This is a genomic window from Streptomyces mutabilis (genome assembly GCF_014649815.1).
In the GTDB taxonomy this organism is placed as follows: Bacteria; Actinomycetota; Actinomycetes; order Streptomycetales; family Streptomycetaceae; genus Streptomyces; species Streptomyces mutabilis.
In genome coordinates this window covers 47,787-65,164 of sequence record NZ_BMTT01000022.1, presented here as the reverse complement: position 1 = coordinate 65,164, position 17,378 = coordinate 47,787, and the positions used below count along the sequence as shown (strand labels likewise).

The 17,378-nt window shown below is 73.0% G+C and carries 16 protein-coding genes and 2 pseudogenes; 11 read left to right on the top strand and 7 right to left on the bottom strand.

Annotated features, from left to right (window positions below):
* The first annotated feature begins 100 nt into the window (after positions 1–100).
* Positions 101–2,203 carry a SpoIIE family protein phosphatase gene (locus tag IE142_RS30055; protein ID WP_191888657.1) on the top strand — a complete coding sequence of 701 codons (2,103 nt, stop codon included), beginning with the start codon at positions 101–103 and terminating at the stop codon, positions 2,201–2,203.
* On the opposite strand, the gene IE142_RS30050 is transcribed toward IE142_RS30055, so the two are convergent.
* Positions 2,181–3,014 (bottom strand): putative protein N(5)-glutamine methyltransferase, encoded by an 834-nt coding sequence (locus IE142_RS30050; protein WP_191888656.1) that lies wholly within the window; start codon positions 3,012–3,014, stop codon positions 2,181–2,183. The two genes, IE142_RS30055 and IE142_RS30050, sit on opposite strands and share 23 nt — an antisense overlap.
* Positions 3,015–3,918: 904 nt before the next feature.
* Here IE142_RS30050 and IE142_RS30045 point away from each other — a divergent pair.
* From IE142_RS30045 to IE142_RS30020, 6 genes are all read left to right on the top strand, one after another.
* Positions 3,919–4,347 (top strand): MarR family winged helix-turn-helix transcriptional regulator, encoded by a 429-nt coding sequence (locus IE142_RS30045; RefSeq protein WP_191888674.1) that lies wholly within the window; start codon positions 3,919–3,921, stop codon positions 4,345–4,347.
* A gap of 92 nt (positions 4,348–4,439) precedes the next feature.
* Positions 4,440–5,045, top strand: coding sequence for a sulfite oxidase-like oxidoreductase (locus IE142_RS30040; RefSeq protein WP_191888655.1), 606 nt, complete (start codon positions 4,440–4,442; stop codon positions 5,043–5,045).
* Positions 5,046–5,094: 49 nt separating this feature from the next.
* Positions 5,095–5,814: a ferredoxin reductase gene (locus tag IE142_RS30035; protein WP_191888673.1), complete on the top strand. Its 720-nt coding sequence runs from the start codon at positions 5,095–5,097 to the stop codon at positions 5,812–5,814.
* A gap of 146 nt (positions 5,815–5,960) precedes the next feature.
* Entirely contained in the window at positions 5,961–6,548 is a 588-nt protein-coding gene (locus IE142_RS30030; protein WP_191888654.1) for an Rv1733c family protein, read from the top strand.
* Positions 6,549–6,753: 205 nt separating this feature from the next.
* On the top strand, positions 6,754–7,722 hold the full coding sequence (locus IE142_RS30025; protein ID WP_191888653.1) for an acetylxylan esterase: 969 nt from the start codon (positions 6,754–6,756) through the stop codon (positions 7,720–7,722).
* Between the two features lie 179 nt (positions 7,723–7,901).
* On the top strand, positions 7,902–8,645 hold the full coding sequence (locus tag IE142_RS30020) for a GntR family transcriptional regulator (RefSeq protein WP_191888652.1): 744 nt from the start codon (positions 7,902–7,904) through the stop codon (positions 8,643–8,645).
* A 54-nt stretch (positions 8,646–8,699) separates the two neighbouring features.
* Here the strand turns inward: IE142_RS30020 and IE142_RS30015 are convergent, their stop codons facing one another.
* Together IE142_RS30015 and IE142_RS30010 are read right to left on the bottom strand one after the other, a co-directional pair.
* Complete coding sequence (locus IE142_RS30015) at positions 8,700–9,425, bottom strand: class I SAM-dependent methyltransferase (RefSeq protein WP_191888651.1); 726 nt, start codon at positions 9,423–9,425, stop codon at positions 8,700–8,702.
* A gap of 4 nt (positions 9,426–9,429) precedes the next feature.
* Positions 9,430–9,803, bottom strand: a pseudogene (locus IE142_RS30010) (virulence activator alpha C-terminal domain-containing protein); the annotation flags it as partial.
* 272 nt (positions 9,804–10,075) lie between these two features.
* On the opposite strand from IE142_RS30010, the gene rho reads away from it, so the two are divergent.
* The gene (gene rho, locus IE142_RS30005) at positions 10,076–11,215 is read left to right on the top strand and encodes a transcription termination factor Rho (RefSeq protein ID WP_191888650.1); all 1,140 of its coding nucleotides are present in this window, start codon (positions 10,076–10,078) and stop codon (positions 11,213–11,215) included.
* A 251-nt stretch (positions 11,216–11,466) separates the two neighbouring features.
* The gene (locus IE142_RS30000) at positions 11,467–12,648 is read left to right on the top strand and encodes a D-alanyl-D-alanine carboxypeptidase family protein (RefSeq protein ID WP_191888649.1); all 1,182 of its coding nucleotides are present in this window, start codon (positions 11,467–11,469) and stop codon (positions 12,646–12,648) included.
* A gap of 21 nt (positions 12,649–12,669) precedes the next feature.
* On the opposite strand, the gene IE142_RS29995 is transcribed toward IE142_RS30000, so the two are convergent.
* Entirely contained in the window at positions 12,670–13,602 is a 933-nt protein-coding gene (locus tag IE142_RS29995) for a glutaminase (RefSeq protein ID WP_191888648.1), read from the bottom strand.
* Between the two features lie 129 nt (positions 13,603–13,731).
* Here IE142_RS29995 and IE142_RS29990 point away from each other — a divergent pair, with 129 nt between their 5' ends.
* Positions 13,732–14,790 (top strand): fatty acid desaturase family protein, encoded by a 1,059-nt coding sequence (locus tag IE142_RS29990; protein WP_191888647.1) that lies wholly within the window; start codon positions 13,732–13,734, stop codon positions 14,788–14,790.
* 31 nt (positions 14,791–14,821) lie between these two features.
* Here the strand turns inward: IE142_RS29990 and IE142_RS29985 are convergent, their stop codons facing one another.
* Positions 14,822–15,658, bottom strand: a complete 837-nt coding sequence (locus tag IE142_RS29985; RefSeq protein WP_191888646.1) for an undecaprenyl-diphosphate phosphatase — start codon at positions 15,656–15,658, stop codon at positions 14,822–14,824.
* Between the two features lie 65 nt (positions 15,659–15,723).
* Positions 15,724–16,024 (bottom strand): annotated as a pseudogene (locus IE142_RS29980) (ArsR family transcriptional regulator).
* A 149-nt stretch (positions 16,025–16,173) separates the two neighbouring features.
* Between IE142_RS29980 and IE142_RS29975 the strand changes: the two are divergent.
* Positions 16,174–16,605, top strand: a complete 432-nt coding sequence (locus IE142_RS29975; RefSeq protein WP_191888645.1) for a MarR family winged helix-turn-helix transcriptional regulator — start codon at positions 16,174–16,176, stop codon at positions 16,603–16,605.
* Here IE142_RS29975 and IE142_RS29970 read toward each other — a convergent pair.
* Positions 16,602–17,003 (bottom strand): SseB family protein, encoded by a 402-nt coding sequence (locus IE142_RS29970; protein ID WP_043375946.1) that lies wholly within the window; start codon positions 17,001–17,003, stop codon positions 16,602–16,604. The genes IE142_RS29975 and IE142_RS29970 overlap by 4 nt on opposite strands.
* Positions 17,004–17,378 lie beyond the last annotated feature (375 nt).

The window sequence follows — 17,378 nt, the reverse complement described above, 5'->3', positions numbered from 1 at the left end:
GGCCTCGGAGAATCGTCTCTGTGCGCGGTGGAACGCGGTAGAACAAGGGAGTCGGCATCGACAGGGCGTGCCGCGTGGAACGGTGAAGGCGGGGCGTGGGATGAGTGCAGCCGGGTCTGCCGGGTCGGACGGGGACGCCGTACCGCGCGGACCGGTGCGGCCGAGCGGACTGCTCGACGTGCTGAACGTGGCCTCGGTGGTGCTGGACACCGAGGGCCGGATCGTGCTGTGGAGCCCGCAGGCCGAGGAACTGTTCGGCTACTCGGCGCCGGAGGCTCTCGGGCAGTACGCCGCCCGCATCATGGTCCACGAACGCCACCTCGACCTGGTCGTCAAGCTGTTCGCCGACGTCATGCGGACCGGCAAGAGCTGGGCCGGGGCGTTTCCGGTCCGCCGCAAGGACGGCGGCACGAGGCTGGTGGAGTTCCGCAACATGCGGCTCCTGGACGACCGGGGGGACGTCTACGCGCTGGGGCTCGCGGCGGACCGGTCGACGGTGCGCCGTCTGGAGCAGGACGTGGCGCTGTCCACGCGGGTGATCCGGCAGTCCCCGATCGGGCTGGCCGTGCTGGACACCGAGCTGCGCTACCTCTCGGTCAACCCGTCCCTGGAGCGGCTCAACGGCCTGCCCGCCGAGGAGCACATCGGCCGCACGATCCGTGACGTGCTGCCGTCGGTGGACGCCGCCCCGCTCGAGGAGGCGGCGCGCCGGGTGCTGGAGACGGGGCGGCCGGCGGTCGACCGGTCGGCGACCGGCCGTACCCCCGCCGACCCGGACGAGGACCACGCCTGGTCGGTCTCGCTGTACCGGCTGGAGGACGCCGTCGGTGCCGTGCTGGGCGTGGCCGTGTCGGTCGTGGACGTCACCGAGCAGCACCGGGCGGGGGTCGAGGCGGAGGCAGCACGGCGCCGGCTGGCCGCCGTCGCGGACGCCTCGGCCCGGATCGGGACCACGCTGGAGCTGGACCGCACGGCGCACGAACTGGCCGACGTGGCCGTGCCCGGCCTCGCCGACATAGCGGCCGTGGATCTGCTGGAGGCCGTGGTGAAGGGCCGTCGCAGCACTTTGGGGCCTGCCGAACCCGCCGTGATCCGCGCGCTGGCCGTGCACGCGCACGACGCGCCCGAGGCACTGCGGGCGGCCGACGAGCCCGGTCACGTCGCCCGGTACGGGCCGGACCGCCTGGTCACCGAGTGCGTGCGCACGGGCCGGCCGGTGATGGTGGAGCGGGTGTCCGAGAAGGACCTGCCGCGGATCGCCCGCTCTCCCGAGGCGGCCGAACTGCTGCGCCGGGCGGGCGTGCACTCCTACCTGGCCGTGCCGCTGATCGCGCGGGGCGAGGTGCTCGGTGCCCTGGACCTCAAGCGGATGGGCAATCCGCTGCCGTTCGGCGAGGACGACCTGCTGCTCGCCCGCGAGCTGGCCGTCCGGGCGGCGCTCCAGATCGACAACGCCCGCTGGTACCAGAACGCCCGCGACGCCGCCCTCACCCTCCAGCGCAGTCTGCTGCCCAGTCATCCACCGGTGACGGGCGGACTGGAGGTCGCTTCCCGCTACCAGCCGGCCGAGGCCACCAGCGAGGTCGGCGGCGACTGGTTCGACGTGATCGGTCTGGAGGGCTGCAAGACCGCGCTCGTGGTGGGCGACGTGATGGGCAGCGGCATCGCGGCGGCGGCCTCCATGGGACGGCTGCGCACGGCGACGAACACCCTGGCCGCCCTCGACCTCGATCCGGCGTTCCTGCTCGAGCACCTCGACCGGACCACGGCCGGCCTGGACCAGGCCATCGCCACCTGTGTCTACGCCGTCCACGACCCGCACCTGCGGCAGTGCCGGATCGCCAACGCCGGCCACCTGCCGCCGGTCCGCCTGCGGGCCGGCCGTCCGCCCGAGCTGCTGGACCTGCCCACCGGGGTACCGCTCGGGGTAGGCGGGATCCCGTTCTCGACCACCACGGTGGACCTCGAACCGGGTGACCGGCTGGTGCTCTACACCGACGGTCTCGTCGAGACGCGCAGGCATCCGCTCGACGAGCGGCTCGACGCGCTCCTTGCGCTGCTGGAGGGGCCGGACCGCCCGCTGGAAGAGGTGTGCGATCTGCTCCTGCGCACGCTGCACGAGCCGGAGAACTCCGACGACGTGGCCCTGTTGATCGCCCGGGCCACGCCGCCGGACCCGCCTAGCCCAGGCCGGGCTCCCTGACGCCGATCACCACATGGGCGTACAGCTCCTCGCAGACCGCGAGACGGGTCGCGAGCCCCACCCGGGTGAAGGCGTCGACGGCCGCCGGTGCCTGACGTTCGCTCGTCTCGACCAGCAGGCAGCCACCGGGCGCGAGCCAGTCCGGTGCCCCGGCGGCGACCCTGCGCAGCACGTCCAGGCCGTCGGCGCCGCCGTCGAGGGCGACCAGCGGCTCGTGGTCCCGGGCCTCGGCGGGCAGCAGGGGGACCTCGCCGGTGGGAACGTAGGGCACGTTGGCCGCCAGGATGTCCACGCGGCCGCGCACCGTGTCGGGCAGCGCGTCGAACAGGTCCCCGGCGTACACCCGCCCTCCGGCGTCGGCGAGGTTGCCGCGGGCGCAGTGCACGGCGGCGGGGTCGACGTCGGCGGCGTGCACCTCGGGCCGGTCCAGCGCGGCGGCCAGGGCGGCGCCCACCGCGCCGGAGCCGCAGCACAGGTCCACGACGACGGCCGCGTCCGGCGCCTGCGCCAGGGCCTCGGTCACCAGGAACTCGGTACGGCGGCGGGGCACGAAGACGCCGGGCGCGACGGCGATGCGCAGGCCCCGGAAGCCGGCCCAGCCGAGGACGAGTTCGAGGGGCAGGCCACTGACGCGGCGGTCCACCAGGGCGAGGAGTTCCCCGGCGGTGCGGGCGGTGGCGAGGATCAACTCGGCCTCGTCCTCGGCGAAGACGCAGCCGGCGGTGCGCAGCGCGGCCACGACGGCGTCAGGAGAGGGCAAGGACGCGGAGAAGGGAGAGGGGAGAGGGGACGATGAAGACAGTGGGGGCATGGAAGCCGAGAGCCTTTCGCGAACCGAAGGGCGCTCTCACGGTCATCCGTTGCCGGTGACCGCACTGCCGTAAGGTGAGAGCACCCGGGCCGACACAGCGGTAATGGGTCCCACCTCCTTGATGTCCGACGGCCGGGACTGCCCGCGGCCGACGGTCACCCTACCCCAGATGATCAGACGCCTGCTGCTCGCCCTCCTGGTCACGGCTCTAGCAGCCCTGCGCGAGGCGGTCCGGCACGACACCCGCACCGACCCCCGACCAGCCGAATCACGCGCGGTCCGGCGAACGTGGGAGCACGTCCCCGTCCACGGCCTTCGAGGAGGCGGAGGCCGAGGAGACGCCAGGCGATCGGCGACCGGACGCTGCGGCCCAGCCCGTCGCCGTCGAAGTACAGCAGGCTGTGGGCGCCACAGGTCCGGCGCGGCCGTGGTGGGCCAGTCGGAACACCGGTCCGGCGAGCAGGGCGCCGATGCCACTGACCACGACGACGACACCGCTGTCCGGTGGGGTCGTCGTCGACCGGGGTGGCCACGTCGGTCACCTTCTGGGGGACGCCCTGCCGTTCGGCGGTCGAGGTGAAGACCTTCTCGGCGGCCATGGCGCCCACGACGGCGACCGGGAGGTGGCTCGGCTCGGGCGGCGAAGGCCCCCATGTACGCGTGTCCCGTCCCGACGCACGTCAGGAGCGGGGTGATCAGGCCCGTCAGTACGCGGCGCGGGGCGTGCGACTCCAAACGCGCACGACCTCGAAGGTTCCCGTGATGGCCGGCTGATGGTTGACCTATACAACTCTTACCGCAAGTTGTACTCTACAACTAGCACCGTGGAGGAGGACCTGTGAGGACGGACCGGCCGCCCGATGAGACGACGGTCACCCCCGGCGACCGCACGGCGGCCGCGGCCGTGGAGACGATCCAGCAAGAGCTGACGACCTTCGCGCGCCGAGCCCGCGCCTCCGCCGGGCGCATGCACCCGGAGCTGTCCCTGGTGTCGTACACGCTCCTCGGTCACCTGGAGGAACGCGGCGGCTGCCGGGCCGCCGACCTGGCCGCCCACTACGCCCTGGACAAGTCCACCGTCAGCCGCCAGGTGTCCGCGCTGGAGCGCATCGAGCTGGTCGAACGGCGCGTCGACCCGGACGACCACCGCGTCCGAATCCTGCACCTGACGGAAGCCGGGCGGCGCATCCTGGCCCAGGTCACCGAGAGCCGCCGCACCGCCTTCCGGGAGCGTCTCGCGGACTGGCCCGAGGAGGACCTGGTCCGCTTCGCCGCGTATCTGGAGCGGTACAACGCGTGGCAGGGCGCCGCGCACCACGAGGACCGGGACTGAGTTCCGGTCCGGGGACACGTACGGTTGACCGCGTACGCACTGACCACGCCGGCCGCGTCACCCCCTCGCGCCGGTTCGAAAGGCCCGACCGCATGAACACCACCCGAGGCTTCACCGGGCGCCCGCGCGGCGCCCGGCCGGGGCTGCCGCCCGGCCAGTACGACGCCGGCGACGACTGGCCCGTGCTGTCCGCCGAGGTCACGCCCGAGCTGTCACCCGCCGACTGGACCTTCCGCGTCGGCGGCCTGGTAGCCGAGGCGCGCACCTGGGACTGGGCGGGCGCCCACCGCCTGCAGGCGTCGGCGTACGAGGGCGACATCCACTGTGTGACCGGCTGGTCGAAGTTCGGGGTGCGGTTCGCGGGCGTGTCCCTGGACGCCTTCCTGGAGGCGGCGGCTCCCCTGCCCTCCGCCACGCACGCCGTCGCCTACGCGCACACCGGTTACACCGCGAACCTGCCGCTCGCGGACCTGACCGGCGGGCGCGCATGGATTGTCTGGGAGTACGGCGGACAACCGCTCGCCCCCGAGCACGGCGGCCCGGCACGACTCGTGGTGCCGCACCTCTACTTCTGGAAGAGCGTCAAGTGGATCGCCGGCCTGGAGCTCCTCGACCACGACGAGCCGGGCTTCTGGGAGCGGAACGGCTACCACGCGCGCGGCAACCCCTGGCAGGAGCAGCGGTACTCCGGTGACTGAGACGACGACGCACACGACGGCGGCCTTCACTCCCCCGACGCGGTTCGCCGTGCCGGGACGCATCGAGGTGGCGGGCGAGGTGGCCGCGAGGTGGCAGACGGCCACCCTCACGGAGATCCGCCGGGAGACGCCCCGCGCGTCCACCTTCCGGTTCGCGGTCCCCGGCTGGGCGGGCCACCTCCCCGGGCAGCACCTGATGCTGCGGCTCACCGCCGAGGACGGTTACGTGGCCCAGCGGCACTACTCGCTGGCCTCCGCGCCGGACGACTCGGGACACATCGAGCTGACCCTCGACCACGTCGAGGACGGCGAGGTGTCCGGCTGGTTCCACCGGGTCGCCCGGCCGGGCGACCGCATCGAGGTGCGCGGCCCGCTGAGCGGCTTCTTCGCCTGGCCCGGCGACCGGCCCGCCCTGCTGGTGGGCGCGGGCTCCGGGGTCGTACCGCTGATGTCGATGGTCCGCCACCACCGGGAGCGGGCCCTGACGGTCCCGCTGCGGATGCTGGTGTCCGCCCGCAGCCCCGAGGAACTGATCTACGCCCGTGAGCTGGGCGCGGAGACGATTCCGGTGTTCACCCGGAGCGCGCCGGCCGGCACGCCCGTGGGCCGGATGACGGCAGCACACCTGGCGCCGCTGCTGTCCGAGCCGCCCGCCGGGGGCTGGGAGGCGTACGTGTGCGGCTCCAACTCCTTCGCGGAGCACGCCTCGCGCCTGCTGGTGGCGACCGGCCAGCCGGTGAAGCGCATCCGGATCGAACGCTTCGGCTGATCCTGCGCTGCTTGCGAGATCCTTTGCGTTCCGGGGGGGAAGCCTTCCGGGTGCGCCGCGATCTGGGTGCCGACGGGGCGAACGAGGCCGGCCGTACGGGGTACCCGAACACTGCGGGCACTCGCACACGAGGCGCGGAGGTCGACATGCGAACCCGGGTGCGCGGCTGGCGCCTGCGGCGCAATCCGCTGCGACGCCGGTCGGACGTCGTCGAGGGGTGGACGATCCTGGCCGTCGCCCTCCTGCTGTTCATGGGGGCACCGCTGCTGGGAGCGGCCACCGCGTCGTGGAGCCACGGCGGGGCTCAGGCGGTCGCGGCGGAGCAGCGGGCCGAGCGGCACCGCGTGCGTGCGACGGTGGACGACAGGAGCACCCCGGACACCCTCCCGTCGGTACAGGGGGGCGGGCAGTACTCCTACCGTGCGACCGTGCGCTGGACCACGCCGGACGGCGCGGAACGAACGACCACGGCCCGGGTCCCGGCCGGTAGCCGGCACGGCGACGCGGTGGACGTGTGGCTGGACTCCCGCGGCCGGAACGTACCGGAGCCGACGGACGCCTCCGCCGTCCTGCAGCACAGCGTGACCGTCGGTGCCTGCACGACCATCGGAGCGGCGCTCGCGGTGCTCCTCGCGCACTGCGCCGTGCGCAAGGTGACCCTGCGGCGCCGACTGGCCGAGTGGGACCGCGACTGGGCCCTGATTGAACCGCAGTGGACCCATCGCCGGGCCTGACCGAGGGCCGTTGACCCGACCTCCTGCACCGGCCGTCGAAGGCCGCCGACTCGCCGTCCCCGCACTCAGACGCCCCTGACCTGCGGTTCGACGGACCGAACGCCGACGGAATCCTCCATGGGATCTGGCGAGACCTCCGATCACTCACGTACGGTGTGATCATCCGTACGGTCCGGCACCGACTCTTCAGCAAAGGCGGTTCTCGATGGCCCTGTTCGACCTTCCGCTCGACGAACTCCGCACGTACCGCAGCGCGTCGGCCGAGCCCGAGGACTTCGACGCCTTCTGGAGCAAGACGCTCGCCGAGGCCCGCGAGCACGAACTGGCCGCCCGCTTCGAGCCGGTGGACGCGGGACTGTCCACGGTGCGGGTGTACGACGTGACCTTCGCCGGGTTCGGCGGCCACCCGGTGAAGGGCTGGCTGACGCTGCCCGCCGGGGCGGAGGAGCCGTTGCCGCTGGTCGTGGAGTTCGTGGGGTACGGCGGCGGGCGCGGACTGCCGCACGAACACCTGCTGTGGGCGTCCACGGGGCGGGCCCACTTCGTCATGGACACCCGCGGTCAGGGCAGCGCATGGGGCGGCGGTGGCGGCACCGCCGACCCGGTCGGCGGCTCCCCCGCGTACCCGGGATTCATGACCCGTGGCCTGGACACCCCGGAGAACTACTACTACCGCCGCGTCTTCACCGACGCCGTGCGCGCGGTGGAGGCGGCGCGTTCTCACCCGCTGACCGACGCGGCCCGCACGGTCGCCCTCGGCGGAAGCCAGGGCGGCGGCATCACGATCGCCGTCGGCGGGCTGGTGCCGGACCTGAGGGCGGTCGCGCCGGACGTGCCGTTCCTGTGCGACTTCCCGCGCGCGACCACGCTCACCGACCGGCACCCCTACCGGGAGATCGGCCTGTACCTCAAGACGCACCGCGGCCGGACCGAGGACGCGCTGCGCACGCTGTCCTACTTCGACGGGGTGCACTTCGCGGCGCGCGGCCGCGCCCCCGCACTCTTCTCGGCGGCCCTGGAGGACCAGACCTGCCCGCCGTCGACCGTCTTCGCGGCGTTCAACGCCTGGGCGCACGACGACAAGGCGATCGAGGTGTACGACTTCAACGACCACGAGGGCGGCGGGCCCTTCCAGGAGGCCGCCAAGCTCCGCTGGCTGCGGTCCTACCTCTGACCGGGACGGGGCGGGGGCCCTGTACGGCACCTTGTGGGGTGGTGACGGACGGTCGACGCGCCGGTGCAGTTTCGGCCGAACCGGCAGACGACCCTTCCCTGCTGGTTTAGACCAATGATACTTCTGGTGGCGCACCGGGCCCGCGCGGCTACCGTACGTCACCGACAGGAGGGCGCGGCATGGTCCGCACCGCCCCGCACGACCACTCCCCCGCCGACGCACCGCCCCTGTACCGGCGGGTGGCCGTACGGCTGCTCGGCGAGCTGCGCGAAGGGACCTTCCCGCCGGGCGGGCGGCTGCCCGGTGAGCGCCGGCTGGCCGAGCACTTCGGGGTGAGCCGGGAGACCGTACGGCAGGCCCTGGAAGTGCTGCGCCGGGACGGGCTGCTCGCGACCGACCGGCGGGGCAGCCACGTCGCCCTGCCGGGGCCGGCCCCGCAGAGCCCGGCGTCCCTGGTCTTCCCGGTCGGCGCCCGGGCGGCGGAGCCGCGCACCGGCGACCTGGCCACCGTCGCCTGGGAGGCGCCGTCACGGGAGCACGCCGAAGCCCTGGGGCTGGCGCCGGGCCGGCCGACCCTGGTGCACCGCTACACGTCCGCCACCGCCGACGGAAGCGGCCGGCGGACGGCCGTGACCTCGTTCTCCGCCGTGGCCCTGGCCGAGGTCGAGGAACTGGCCCGCTATCGCGGCCGCGCCGACGGTTCCGCCTCGGCGCAGCTGCTGCGGGCGTACGACTGGATGCGCGGGGCGGGCCTGACCCTGCACCACCGCGACACGATCACCCGGCTCGCGGACACGCCGTCGGTGCGCGTCGTCCGGCGAGTGCACGACCAGTACGCGCGGCCCCTGGAGATCACGGACCTCCTCCTGGACGCCCGGCAGGACGCGCTGGTCTACGAGTTCACCCTTCCGGCGGCCGGCTGACTCCCGTCCGCGCCCGTCCTCACGGCAGGCGGCCGGCTCCCGCCCGCCCCGTCATCACGGCAGCCGTCTGGCCACGACAAGCCGGGCGCGCGGGCTGCCGTCGGGCCGGTACCCGAACTCGGGAAGGGCCCGCAGGTCCGTGCGGAAACCGGCGCGGGCCAGCTCCCGGCCCACGTCCCCGAGCCGGAACGTCCGGTAGTACATGACGAACGGCGGCCGCCACAGCGCGTTGCGCAGCCGCATCGCGGCGTCGAAGCCGAGCAGCGTCCAGTAGCCCCGGGAGCCGGGCCGGGGCGGGGCGACGACGGGGAAGACGAAGCAGCCGCCCGGCCGCAGCACGGAACGCACCTGGCCGAACAGCCCCGGCAGTTCGCGGGGCAGGAAGTGCCCGAAGGCGCCGAAGCTGACGACGAGGTCGAAGGCGGGGCCGAAGGGCAGGGCACGGGCGTCCGCGCGCACCCAGGAAACCGCAGGCCCCTCGGGAACGGCGCGTTCCCGGGCGACGGCGAGCATGCCGGCGCTGAAGTCGACGCCCGTGACGCTCTCCCGGCACACCCGGGACAGCACGTCCACGCCCGCGCCGGTGCCGCAGCACAGGTCGAGTCCGGCGCCGAACGGCCCCATCGATCCCAGGGCCGAGGCCACGGCGTCGAGCACCCGGTCGGGCGTCCGGTACGGGGTGTGGTCGAACTTCGGCGCGAGCAGGTCGTAGCCGTGCTCGACCGACGACAGCGCCTGGACGGCGAGTTCGCGCAGGGTGGGGCCTTCGGGGCTGAACATCAGCTCAGCCTAGGGCCTGACCGGTGGGGGCCGCGGGGACGCGCCGCTCTCGCAGCACCGTGAGGACGTGCTCGCACCAGCGGGTGCTCGCGCTCGAACGCGATCCCGGCGAGGAGCGTGAGGTACGGCCCGACGCGGCCGGACTCCCGCAGGTGCTCCTCCTCGGTGCCGCCGTCCAGGAGGCGCTCGCGGACCCGTTCGTAGCGGGCGAGTTCGCCCAGCGCCCAGGCCCTGCGTTCCTCCACGAGCGCCTGCACCCGCTCCGGGTCGACACCGTCCATGGCCTGCATTGATCAGGAACTCGTCGCGGACGGCGGTGGGTCGCCGGGTCGGCTCGGCGGCGAAGGCGCTCAGCTGCTCGCGACCGGCTTCGGTGAGCGCCCCACGAATTCCGTGGTACGGTGCGACAAGCACTTGTGTACGCCCCGTCTCGGGCGCCGGTGCCAGTTTCTCCTCAGGTTCGCCGACTCGCCCGTCATGACGACCGGCGCGTCAGCTTCTCAGCACAACCTCGTGAGCGGGAATTCCGACCCGCTGTGTCCGAAGTGCTGTTCCCGCCGCCCGGAGGAGTGTCGTACGACCCCTCACGCGGCCCCTCACCCCTTCCTTCCGCATGTCCCGTGCCCGCGTCCTCGAAAGGACCGACCCTTATGACCACCACACTCGAACACCCCCCTGTACGTCAGTCCCCGGCCGAGACCGTGAGCGGTGTCCTCGACATCGACGCGGGCGGGAAGGGACACCTGCGAGGCCCGAGCCTCCGACCCGAGCCGGCCGACCTCTCCGTCTCCCCCGCGCTGATCCGCCGCTACGGCCTGCGCAAGGGCGATCTGGTCGAGGGCGTGCGCGGTGACCGCCGCGCCCTGTCCGACGTCGCCCGGGTGGGCGGCCGCGCACCCGACGGGCAGGGCGGCCGACGCCGCTTCGGTGACCTGACACCGCTGCACCCGCACACACGGTTGCGCCTCGAGCACCCCGCGGCCGGGCCGACCGGACGCCTCGTCGACCTGCTCGCCCCGGTGGGCAAGGGGCAGCGCGGCCTGATCGTGGCCCCGCCGAAGACCGGCAAGACCGTCCTCCTCCAGCAGATCGCCGCCGCGGTCGCCGGCAACCATCCCGACACCCGCCTGATGGTGGTGCTGCTCGACGAGCGCCCCGAGGAGGTCACCGACATGCGGCGGGCCGTGCGCGGCGAGCTGTACGCCTCGACCTTCGACCACAGCGCCAAGCAGCACATCGCACTCGCCGAGCTCGTGATCGAGCGGGCCAAGCGGCTGGTCGAGGCCGGCGAGGACGTCGTCGTCCTCCTGGACTCCCTCACCCGGCTGTGCCGGGCGCACAACAACGCGGCCTCTTCCGGCGGCCGCACCCTCAGCGGCGGTGTCGACGCCGGGGCGCTGCTCGGGCCGAAGCGGTTCTTCGGTGCCGCCCGGCAGACCGAGGAGGGCGGCTCCCTCACCATCCTCGCCACCGCCCTGGTGGAGACCGGCTCTCGCGCCGACGACTATTACTTCGAGGAGCTCAAGGGCACCGGCAACATGGAGCTGCGGCTCAGCCGTGAGATCGCCGCCCGCCGGGTCTTCCCGGCCGTGGACGTGACCGGCTCCGGAACCCGCCGCGAGGAACTGCTGCTGTCGCCCGCCGAGTCGGCCGCCGTGACCGGGCTGCGGCGGGCCCTTCAGACCCGGGACGGGCAGTCGGGCCTGGAGACTCTGCTGGAGCGGATGCGGCGGACGCCGGACAACGCTGCCTTCCTGCGCACCGTCCAGCCGACGCTGACCGCCGGCTGACGGCGGCCGGCTGACGGCCGTCGTCCGACGGGGGCGTCGACCGACGGGGCGTCGGCTCCGGCCACCGGCCGCCCGGCGCGGCCCGTGTGAGGGCTCGGAGAGCGCACCGTCCGACGCGACCGTGTGCCGGCTCGGGGGACGTGCCCGTCCGATGCGGCCGTGCGCGCCCTCCCTACGTCATCCGGGTGCTAGCGGACGCGACTCGGCCCGGGCAGCGTGGCGGTCCGGGGGCCCGTTCCTACGTTTGCGGTATGACTATCGGTTTCTCATCTCGGGCGGTTCGCTCCACCTGTGTGCTCTGCGCGGCCGGGCTGCTGACGCTCATGCCCGCCGCGGCGGCCGCCCGCGCGGAACGGCCGGACCCCGGTCCGCCCGGCGGGTCACGGGCCGCGGCGCCGGGGCAGGCACTCCTGTACCGCTCCGGCACCCAGGTCCGGCCCCGGCCGGGCGCGCCCGGGGTCCCCGATGTCTCCGCGCTGTCCTGGGTGGTGGCCGACGCCGGTACCGGCGATGTGCTGGCCGCGCACGACGCGCATCGCAAGCTGCCGCCGGCCAGCACGCTCAAGACCCTCTTCGCACTCACGGTGCTGCCTGTCCTGCCGGGCGGCATCCGTCACGAGGTGAGCGCGGACGAACTGTCCGGCATCGGTCCCGGCAGCAGCCTGGTCGGTGTCATCGAGGGCCGTACCTACCGGGTGTCCGACCTGTGGAACGGCGTGTTCCTGAACTCCGGCAACGACGCGGTTCACGTCCTCGCCTCGCTCACCGGCGGCTGGAGCGCCACGGCCGCCCGGATGCAGGCCGAGGCCCGCGCCCTCGGCGCCTACGACACCCATGTGCGCTCGCCGGACGGCTACGACGCGCCGGGGCAGGTGTCGTCGGCGTACGACCTCGCGGTGTTCGGCCGGGCGGGGCTGCGGAACCCGGACTTCGCCCGGTACTGCGCGAAGGTCGACGCGATGTTCCCCGGCCGGAACGGGGGCTCGTACGGAATCATGAACACCAACCGCCTGCTCACCGGAGCTGACGGTGTGGAGCCGTACCCGGGTCTGATCGGCATCAAGAACGGCTACACCAGCGACGCGGGCAACACGCTCATCGCGGCCGCCCGCCGCGACGGCCGGGCTCTGGTGGTGACCGTGATGAACCCGCAGGAGGGCGGCGGCCACGCCGTCTACGAGGAGGCCCGAGCACTGCTCGACTGGGGATTCGAGGCGGGCGGCCGCGTGGAGCCGGTCGGGTCCCTGGTTCCCGCGGCCGCCCGCCCGAGGCATGGCCCCGAGGCCCTGCCCGCGGCGGTCACGGCTGCCCGGCCGTCACGGGAGGAGTCAGGATGGCCGGAGACCGGTGCGATCGTGGGCGTCGCCGGACTCGGCGCGGGTGCCATGGCCTTGGTCCTGCGGCTCAAGCTCGTCCGGGCCGACAGGGCTTGACGCCACGCGGCGACCTCTCCCTCAGAAGACCGACAGGCCCGTCAGTGTCGTGAAGCGGTCCAGGGCCGCGACCCCGGCCACCGAGTTGCCCCGCTCGTCCAGGCCGGGGCTCCACACGCACAGCGTGCAGCGGCCCGGCACGACCGCGATGATGCCGCCGCCGACCCCGCTCTTGCCCGGCAGGCCCACCCGGTAGGCGAAGTCGCCGGCCGCGTCGTACGTCCCGCAAGTCAGCATCACTGCGTTGACCTGTTTGGCCTGACTGCGGCTCAGCAGCCGGGTGCCGTCGGCGCGGATGCCGTGCCGGGCCAGGAACCCGGTCGCCAGCGCGAGGTCCGCGCAGGAGGCGGCGACAGAGCACTGCCGGAAGTACTGCTCCAGCAGGACCGGCACGGGATTGTCGATGTTGCCGTACGACGCCATGAAGTGGCCCAGGGCCGCGTTCCGGTCGCCGTGCGCTGTCTCGGAGGCGGCGACGTCCTCGTCGTAGGTCAGGTCGGGGTTGCCGCTCTCGGCGCGCAGGAAGGCGAGCAGTTCGCCCGCGGCGTCTCCGGTACGGGTGTGCAGGCGGTCGGTGACGACGAGGGCACCGGCGTTGATGAACGGGTTGCGCGGGATGCCGTTTTCGTACTCCAACTGCACCAGGGAGTTGAACGGGTTGCCGGACGGCTCTCGGCCCACGTGCTCCCAGAGGGCGTCGCCCTCGCGGGACAGGACGAGGGCGAGGGTGAACACTTTGGTGATGGACTGCGCGGAGAAGGGCTCGCGCCAGTCCCCCACCCCGTACACCGTGCCGTCCGGCTCGGCGACGGCCATGCCGAACCGGCGGGGGTCACAGGCCGCCAGCGCCGGGATGTAGTCCGCGGGCCGGCCGCTGCCCGGGGTCCGCTCGATCTCCTCGGCGATGCGTTCCAGGACCGGTTGGAAGGTCGTCGGCGTACTCATGATCGCCATTGTCCCTCCGGGCCCGTCCCGGCGCGCAGCGGCGGGGAGGACCCCAGGTCGGGGGGTGGTGCTGGCCACACCCCCGCTCGGGGGCGAGCGTCATTCTGCGGCCGTGGACCCGTCCGCATACTGAAGTACATGGTGAATCCAACGGTGCTCGTCGAGAGCCTGCCCACGCGCGACCAGGAAACGGGACGCGCGAAGGGAAGCGACTTCTCCGAACTCAACCGGCGTATGGCCGACGCGGGGCTGCTGAGGCGCCGCCCGCTGTACTACACGGTGCGTTTCGGCGTGGTCGCCCTGGCGCTCGCGGCCGGTGTCGCCGCCTTCCTGGTACTGGGGGACAGCTGGAGCCAGTCGTTCGTGGCGGTGGGGCTGGCCGTCGTCTTCGGCCAGCTCGGGCTGGCCGCCCACGACCTCGCCCACCGGCAGGTCTTCACCCGCCGGCGCCCCAGTGAGACGGGCGGCCTGCTGGTGGCGAACCTGCTGCTGGGCATGAGCTACGGCTGGTGGATGAACAAGCACACCCGCCACCACGCCAATCCCAACCACGAGGAGAAGGACCCGGACGTCTCGCCCGACATCCTGGTCTGGTCACGGCGCCAGGCGAGCAAGGCCACGGGCCTGCCCCGTTTCGTCGGGAAGCACCAGGCCGCCCTGTTCTTCCCGCTGCTGACGCTGGAGGGACTCAATCTCAGCTTCAACAGCTTCAAGGCCCTGCGCAGCCCGTCCATGAAGCGGCCGGTCCTGGAGGGCGCGCTGCTCGTCGCCCATTTCGTCCTCTACTTCGGCGGCCTGTTCGCGGTCCTCTCCCCCGGCAAGGCACTCGCCTTCATCGCCGTGCACCAGGGGCTGTTCGGGATCTACCTGGGCTCCGTCTTCGCCCCCAACCACAAGGGCATGCCGATGATCGAGGAGGGCACACGGCTCGACTTCCTGCGCCGCCAGGTCCTCACCTCCCGCAACGTACGCGGCGGCGTCCTCGTCGACGCGTTCATGGGCGGCCTCAACTACCAGATCGAGCACCACCTCTTCCCCAGCATGCCGACCCCGGCCCTCGGCGAGGCGCAGGTCATCACCGAGCGGTACTGCGCCGAACTGGGCGTCCCGTACCACCAGACGGGGCTGTCGGCCTCGCACCGGGAGGCGCTGCGCCACATGAGGAGCGTGGGGGAACCGCTGCGCAACGCCCGCTGAGCGGTGCGTGCCGGGTCCCGGCCTGCCGCGGTCAGCTCTGCAGTACGCCCGCGCCGAGCAGTCCGAACAGCAGGAGGCCGACCGCGATCCGGTAGATCACGAACGCGTTGAAGGAGTGCTTGGCGACGAACTTCAGCAGCCAGGCGACGGAGGCGTAGGCCACCACGAAGGAGACGAGGGTGCCGACCACCAGGGGCGCGGCGCCCGTACCGGCGCCGAGGGCGTCCTTCAGTTCGTAGAGACCGGCGCCGGTCAGGGCCGGGATGCCGAGGAAGAAGGAGAGCCGGGTGGCGGCCACCCTGTCCAGGTCGAGCATCAGGGCGGTGGACATGGTGGCGCCGGAGCGGGAGAAGCCGGGGAAGAGCAGGGCGAGGATCTGGGAGCCGCCGACCAGCATCGCGTCCTTGAACGAGGTGTCGTCCTCGCCCCGCTTGAGCCGGCCTGTCCGGTCGGCCACCCACATCACGCCGCTGCCGACGATCAGCGAGCCGGCGACCACCCACAGGGAGGCGAGCGGCCCCTTGATCAGTGGCTTGGCGGTGAGGCCCACGAGCACGATCGGGATCGTGGCGAGGATGACCCACCAGGCGAACTTGTAGTCGTGGTGGTAGCGCTGCTCCCGGTCGGTCAGCCCGCGCAGCCACGCGGAGACGATCCGCACGATGTCCTTGCGGAAGTAGACCAGCACGGCGGCGATGGCGCCGACCTGGATGACCGCCGAGAACCCGATGACGGCGTCGTCGTCGACGGGGATGCCCATCAGCCCCTCGACGATCTTGAGGTGGCCGGTGGAGGAGACCGGGAGGAACTCTGTCACCCCTTCGACGGCTCCGAGGACGACGGCCTGACCGATGCTGATGGCGCTCATGGGATCCATGTCCTACTACAGACGGGTAAGAGGATCCCCGCGCCGCCGGAGCGCGTCGGCCGGTGTCACCCCCGTGAGCGTCGCCACCAGCCCCTCTCGAACAACCGCGCCACCTCGGCGATGCGCACCTCGTCACGCCGGTAGTACGTCCGCCGGGTGCGGGTGGCGCGGAGCAGCCCGAGTCCCGCGAGCAGTTCGACGTGGGTGTCGGCCCCGGCGAGGCACACCGAGCTTCGCGGCGATGAGCTCCACGCGGACACCGTGCGCGACGACGTCCGCGCGGTGCCGCGCCGGGAAGTGGGCGGCCGGGTTCGCGAGCCACTCGAGGATGTCGCGACGCGTGCCGCGCACGGGGGTCCTGAGCATGTCGCCCTCCCCGGTTCCAGGCCGCTCGTACCGTGTCCTTCCACCGTCCGCCTGCCCGGGACTCCCGCAGCTCGCCCCCGGCCTCGCGCTGCGCGCACGCTTGTTGCACGGGAAACGAGCCGCCGGGGTTTCGGTGTTACCGTGCAGACATGGCAGCCAGGACGGCCGGGGCGCGGCTCGGGGAACGGTGGCGGGAGATCCTTTCGGTCCACGCGCGCACGCTCTGCGAGATCGACCGCGTGCTGCATCCGCACGGCCTGGGCGCGAGCGACTTCGAGGTGCTCGACATCCTCGCGGCCGAGGGGCCCGAGGAGGGCTCCCAGTGCCGGGTGCAGAACCTCGTCGGCCATGTCCATCTGAGCCAGAGCGCGCTGTCGCGCCTCATCGCCAGGCTGGAGAAGGACGGGCTGGTCGTGCGCTCGATGTGCGCGGAGGACCGGCGCGGCGTGTACGTCGCCCTGACCCGCAAGGGCCGCGATCTGCACACCGAGGTGCTGCCGCTGCAGCGGGCCGTACTGGCCCGCATGCTCGGCGACGACGCGGACCCTCACCCCTCGGGGTACGAGGGCTCTCGCTCCTAGGGACGGGCCAGCAGGGTGCGCACGCCGTCCGACGTGAGCGTGAGGCGGTGCTCGGAGCCGGCGTCGATGGACAGCGACAGGTCGTCGGCCGGCCACTGCGCCGCGAGGGCGCCCAGCGGCACCATGCGGTAGCGGGAGACGTACGGCAGCAGGTCCGCCATCTCGAGCTCGGACGTGAAGACAGGCACCACCTGCCGACCGCCCTGCTGCTCCAGCACCGGGAGCGCAAGCATCCCCGGGTCGGCGGACTCCTGGTCGTTCGCGTCGTCGGGGACCGGGACGAGGACGTCGCTGCTCGCGAGCGTGTCGAGCGCCGCCGTGTCCTCGGTGTTCTCGGCGAGTGCGTCCAGCGCGCGCTGGGCGGGCGAGACGGAGTTGTCGTTCGCGGGTGTTTCCATGACAGATCCCTGGTAGCGGCGGTAATGCCTCCGCCCCGGTGATCGGCGCGGGGGCGGTCCAGCCTCGCGTACCCGAACGCCCGGGGCGCAATCCTGTTCGACGAATCGCTCGAAATGTGATGAGTGGTGCCCGCGGGTCACCTGGAGGTTCTCCGACGCCCCCGGAGCCCCACCGGGCCCCCGGGATTCAGCCACGGACCGGGAGATCGCCTCATGCTCCACAGCACCGACGCCCGGGAGGTGGTCGGCGCCATCAGGGACGTCGGATTCCCCGCGGGCGAGGACGACCTGGTCCGGGCGGCGCGCGAGGCGGACAGTGGGCCCGGCCGGTAGCAGCACTCGCGTGAGGTTCCCGAGCCGCCCGTGGAGCAGGAT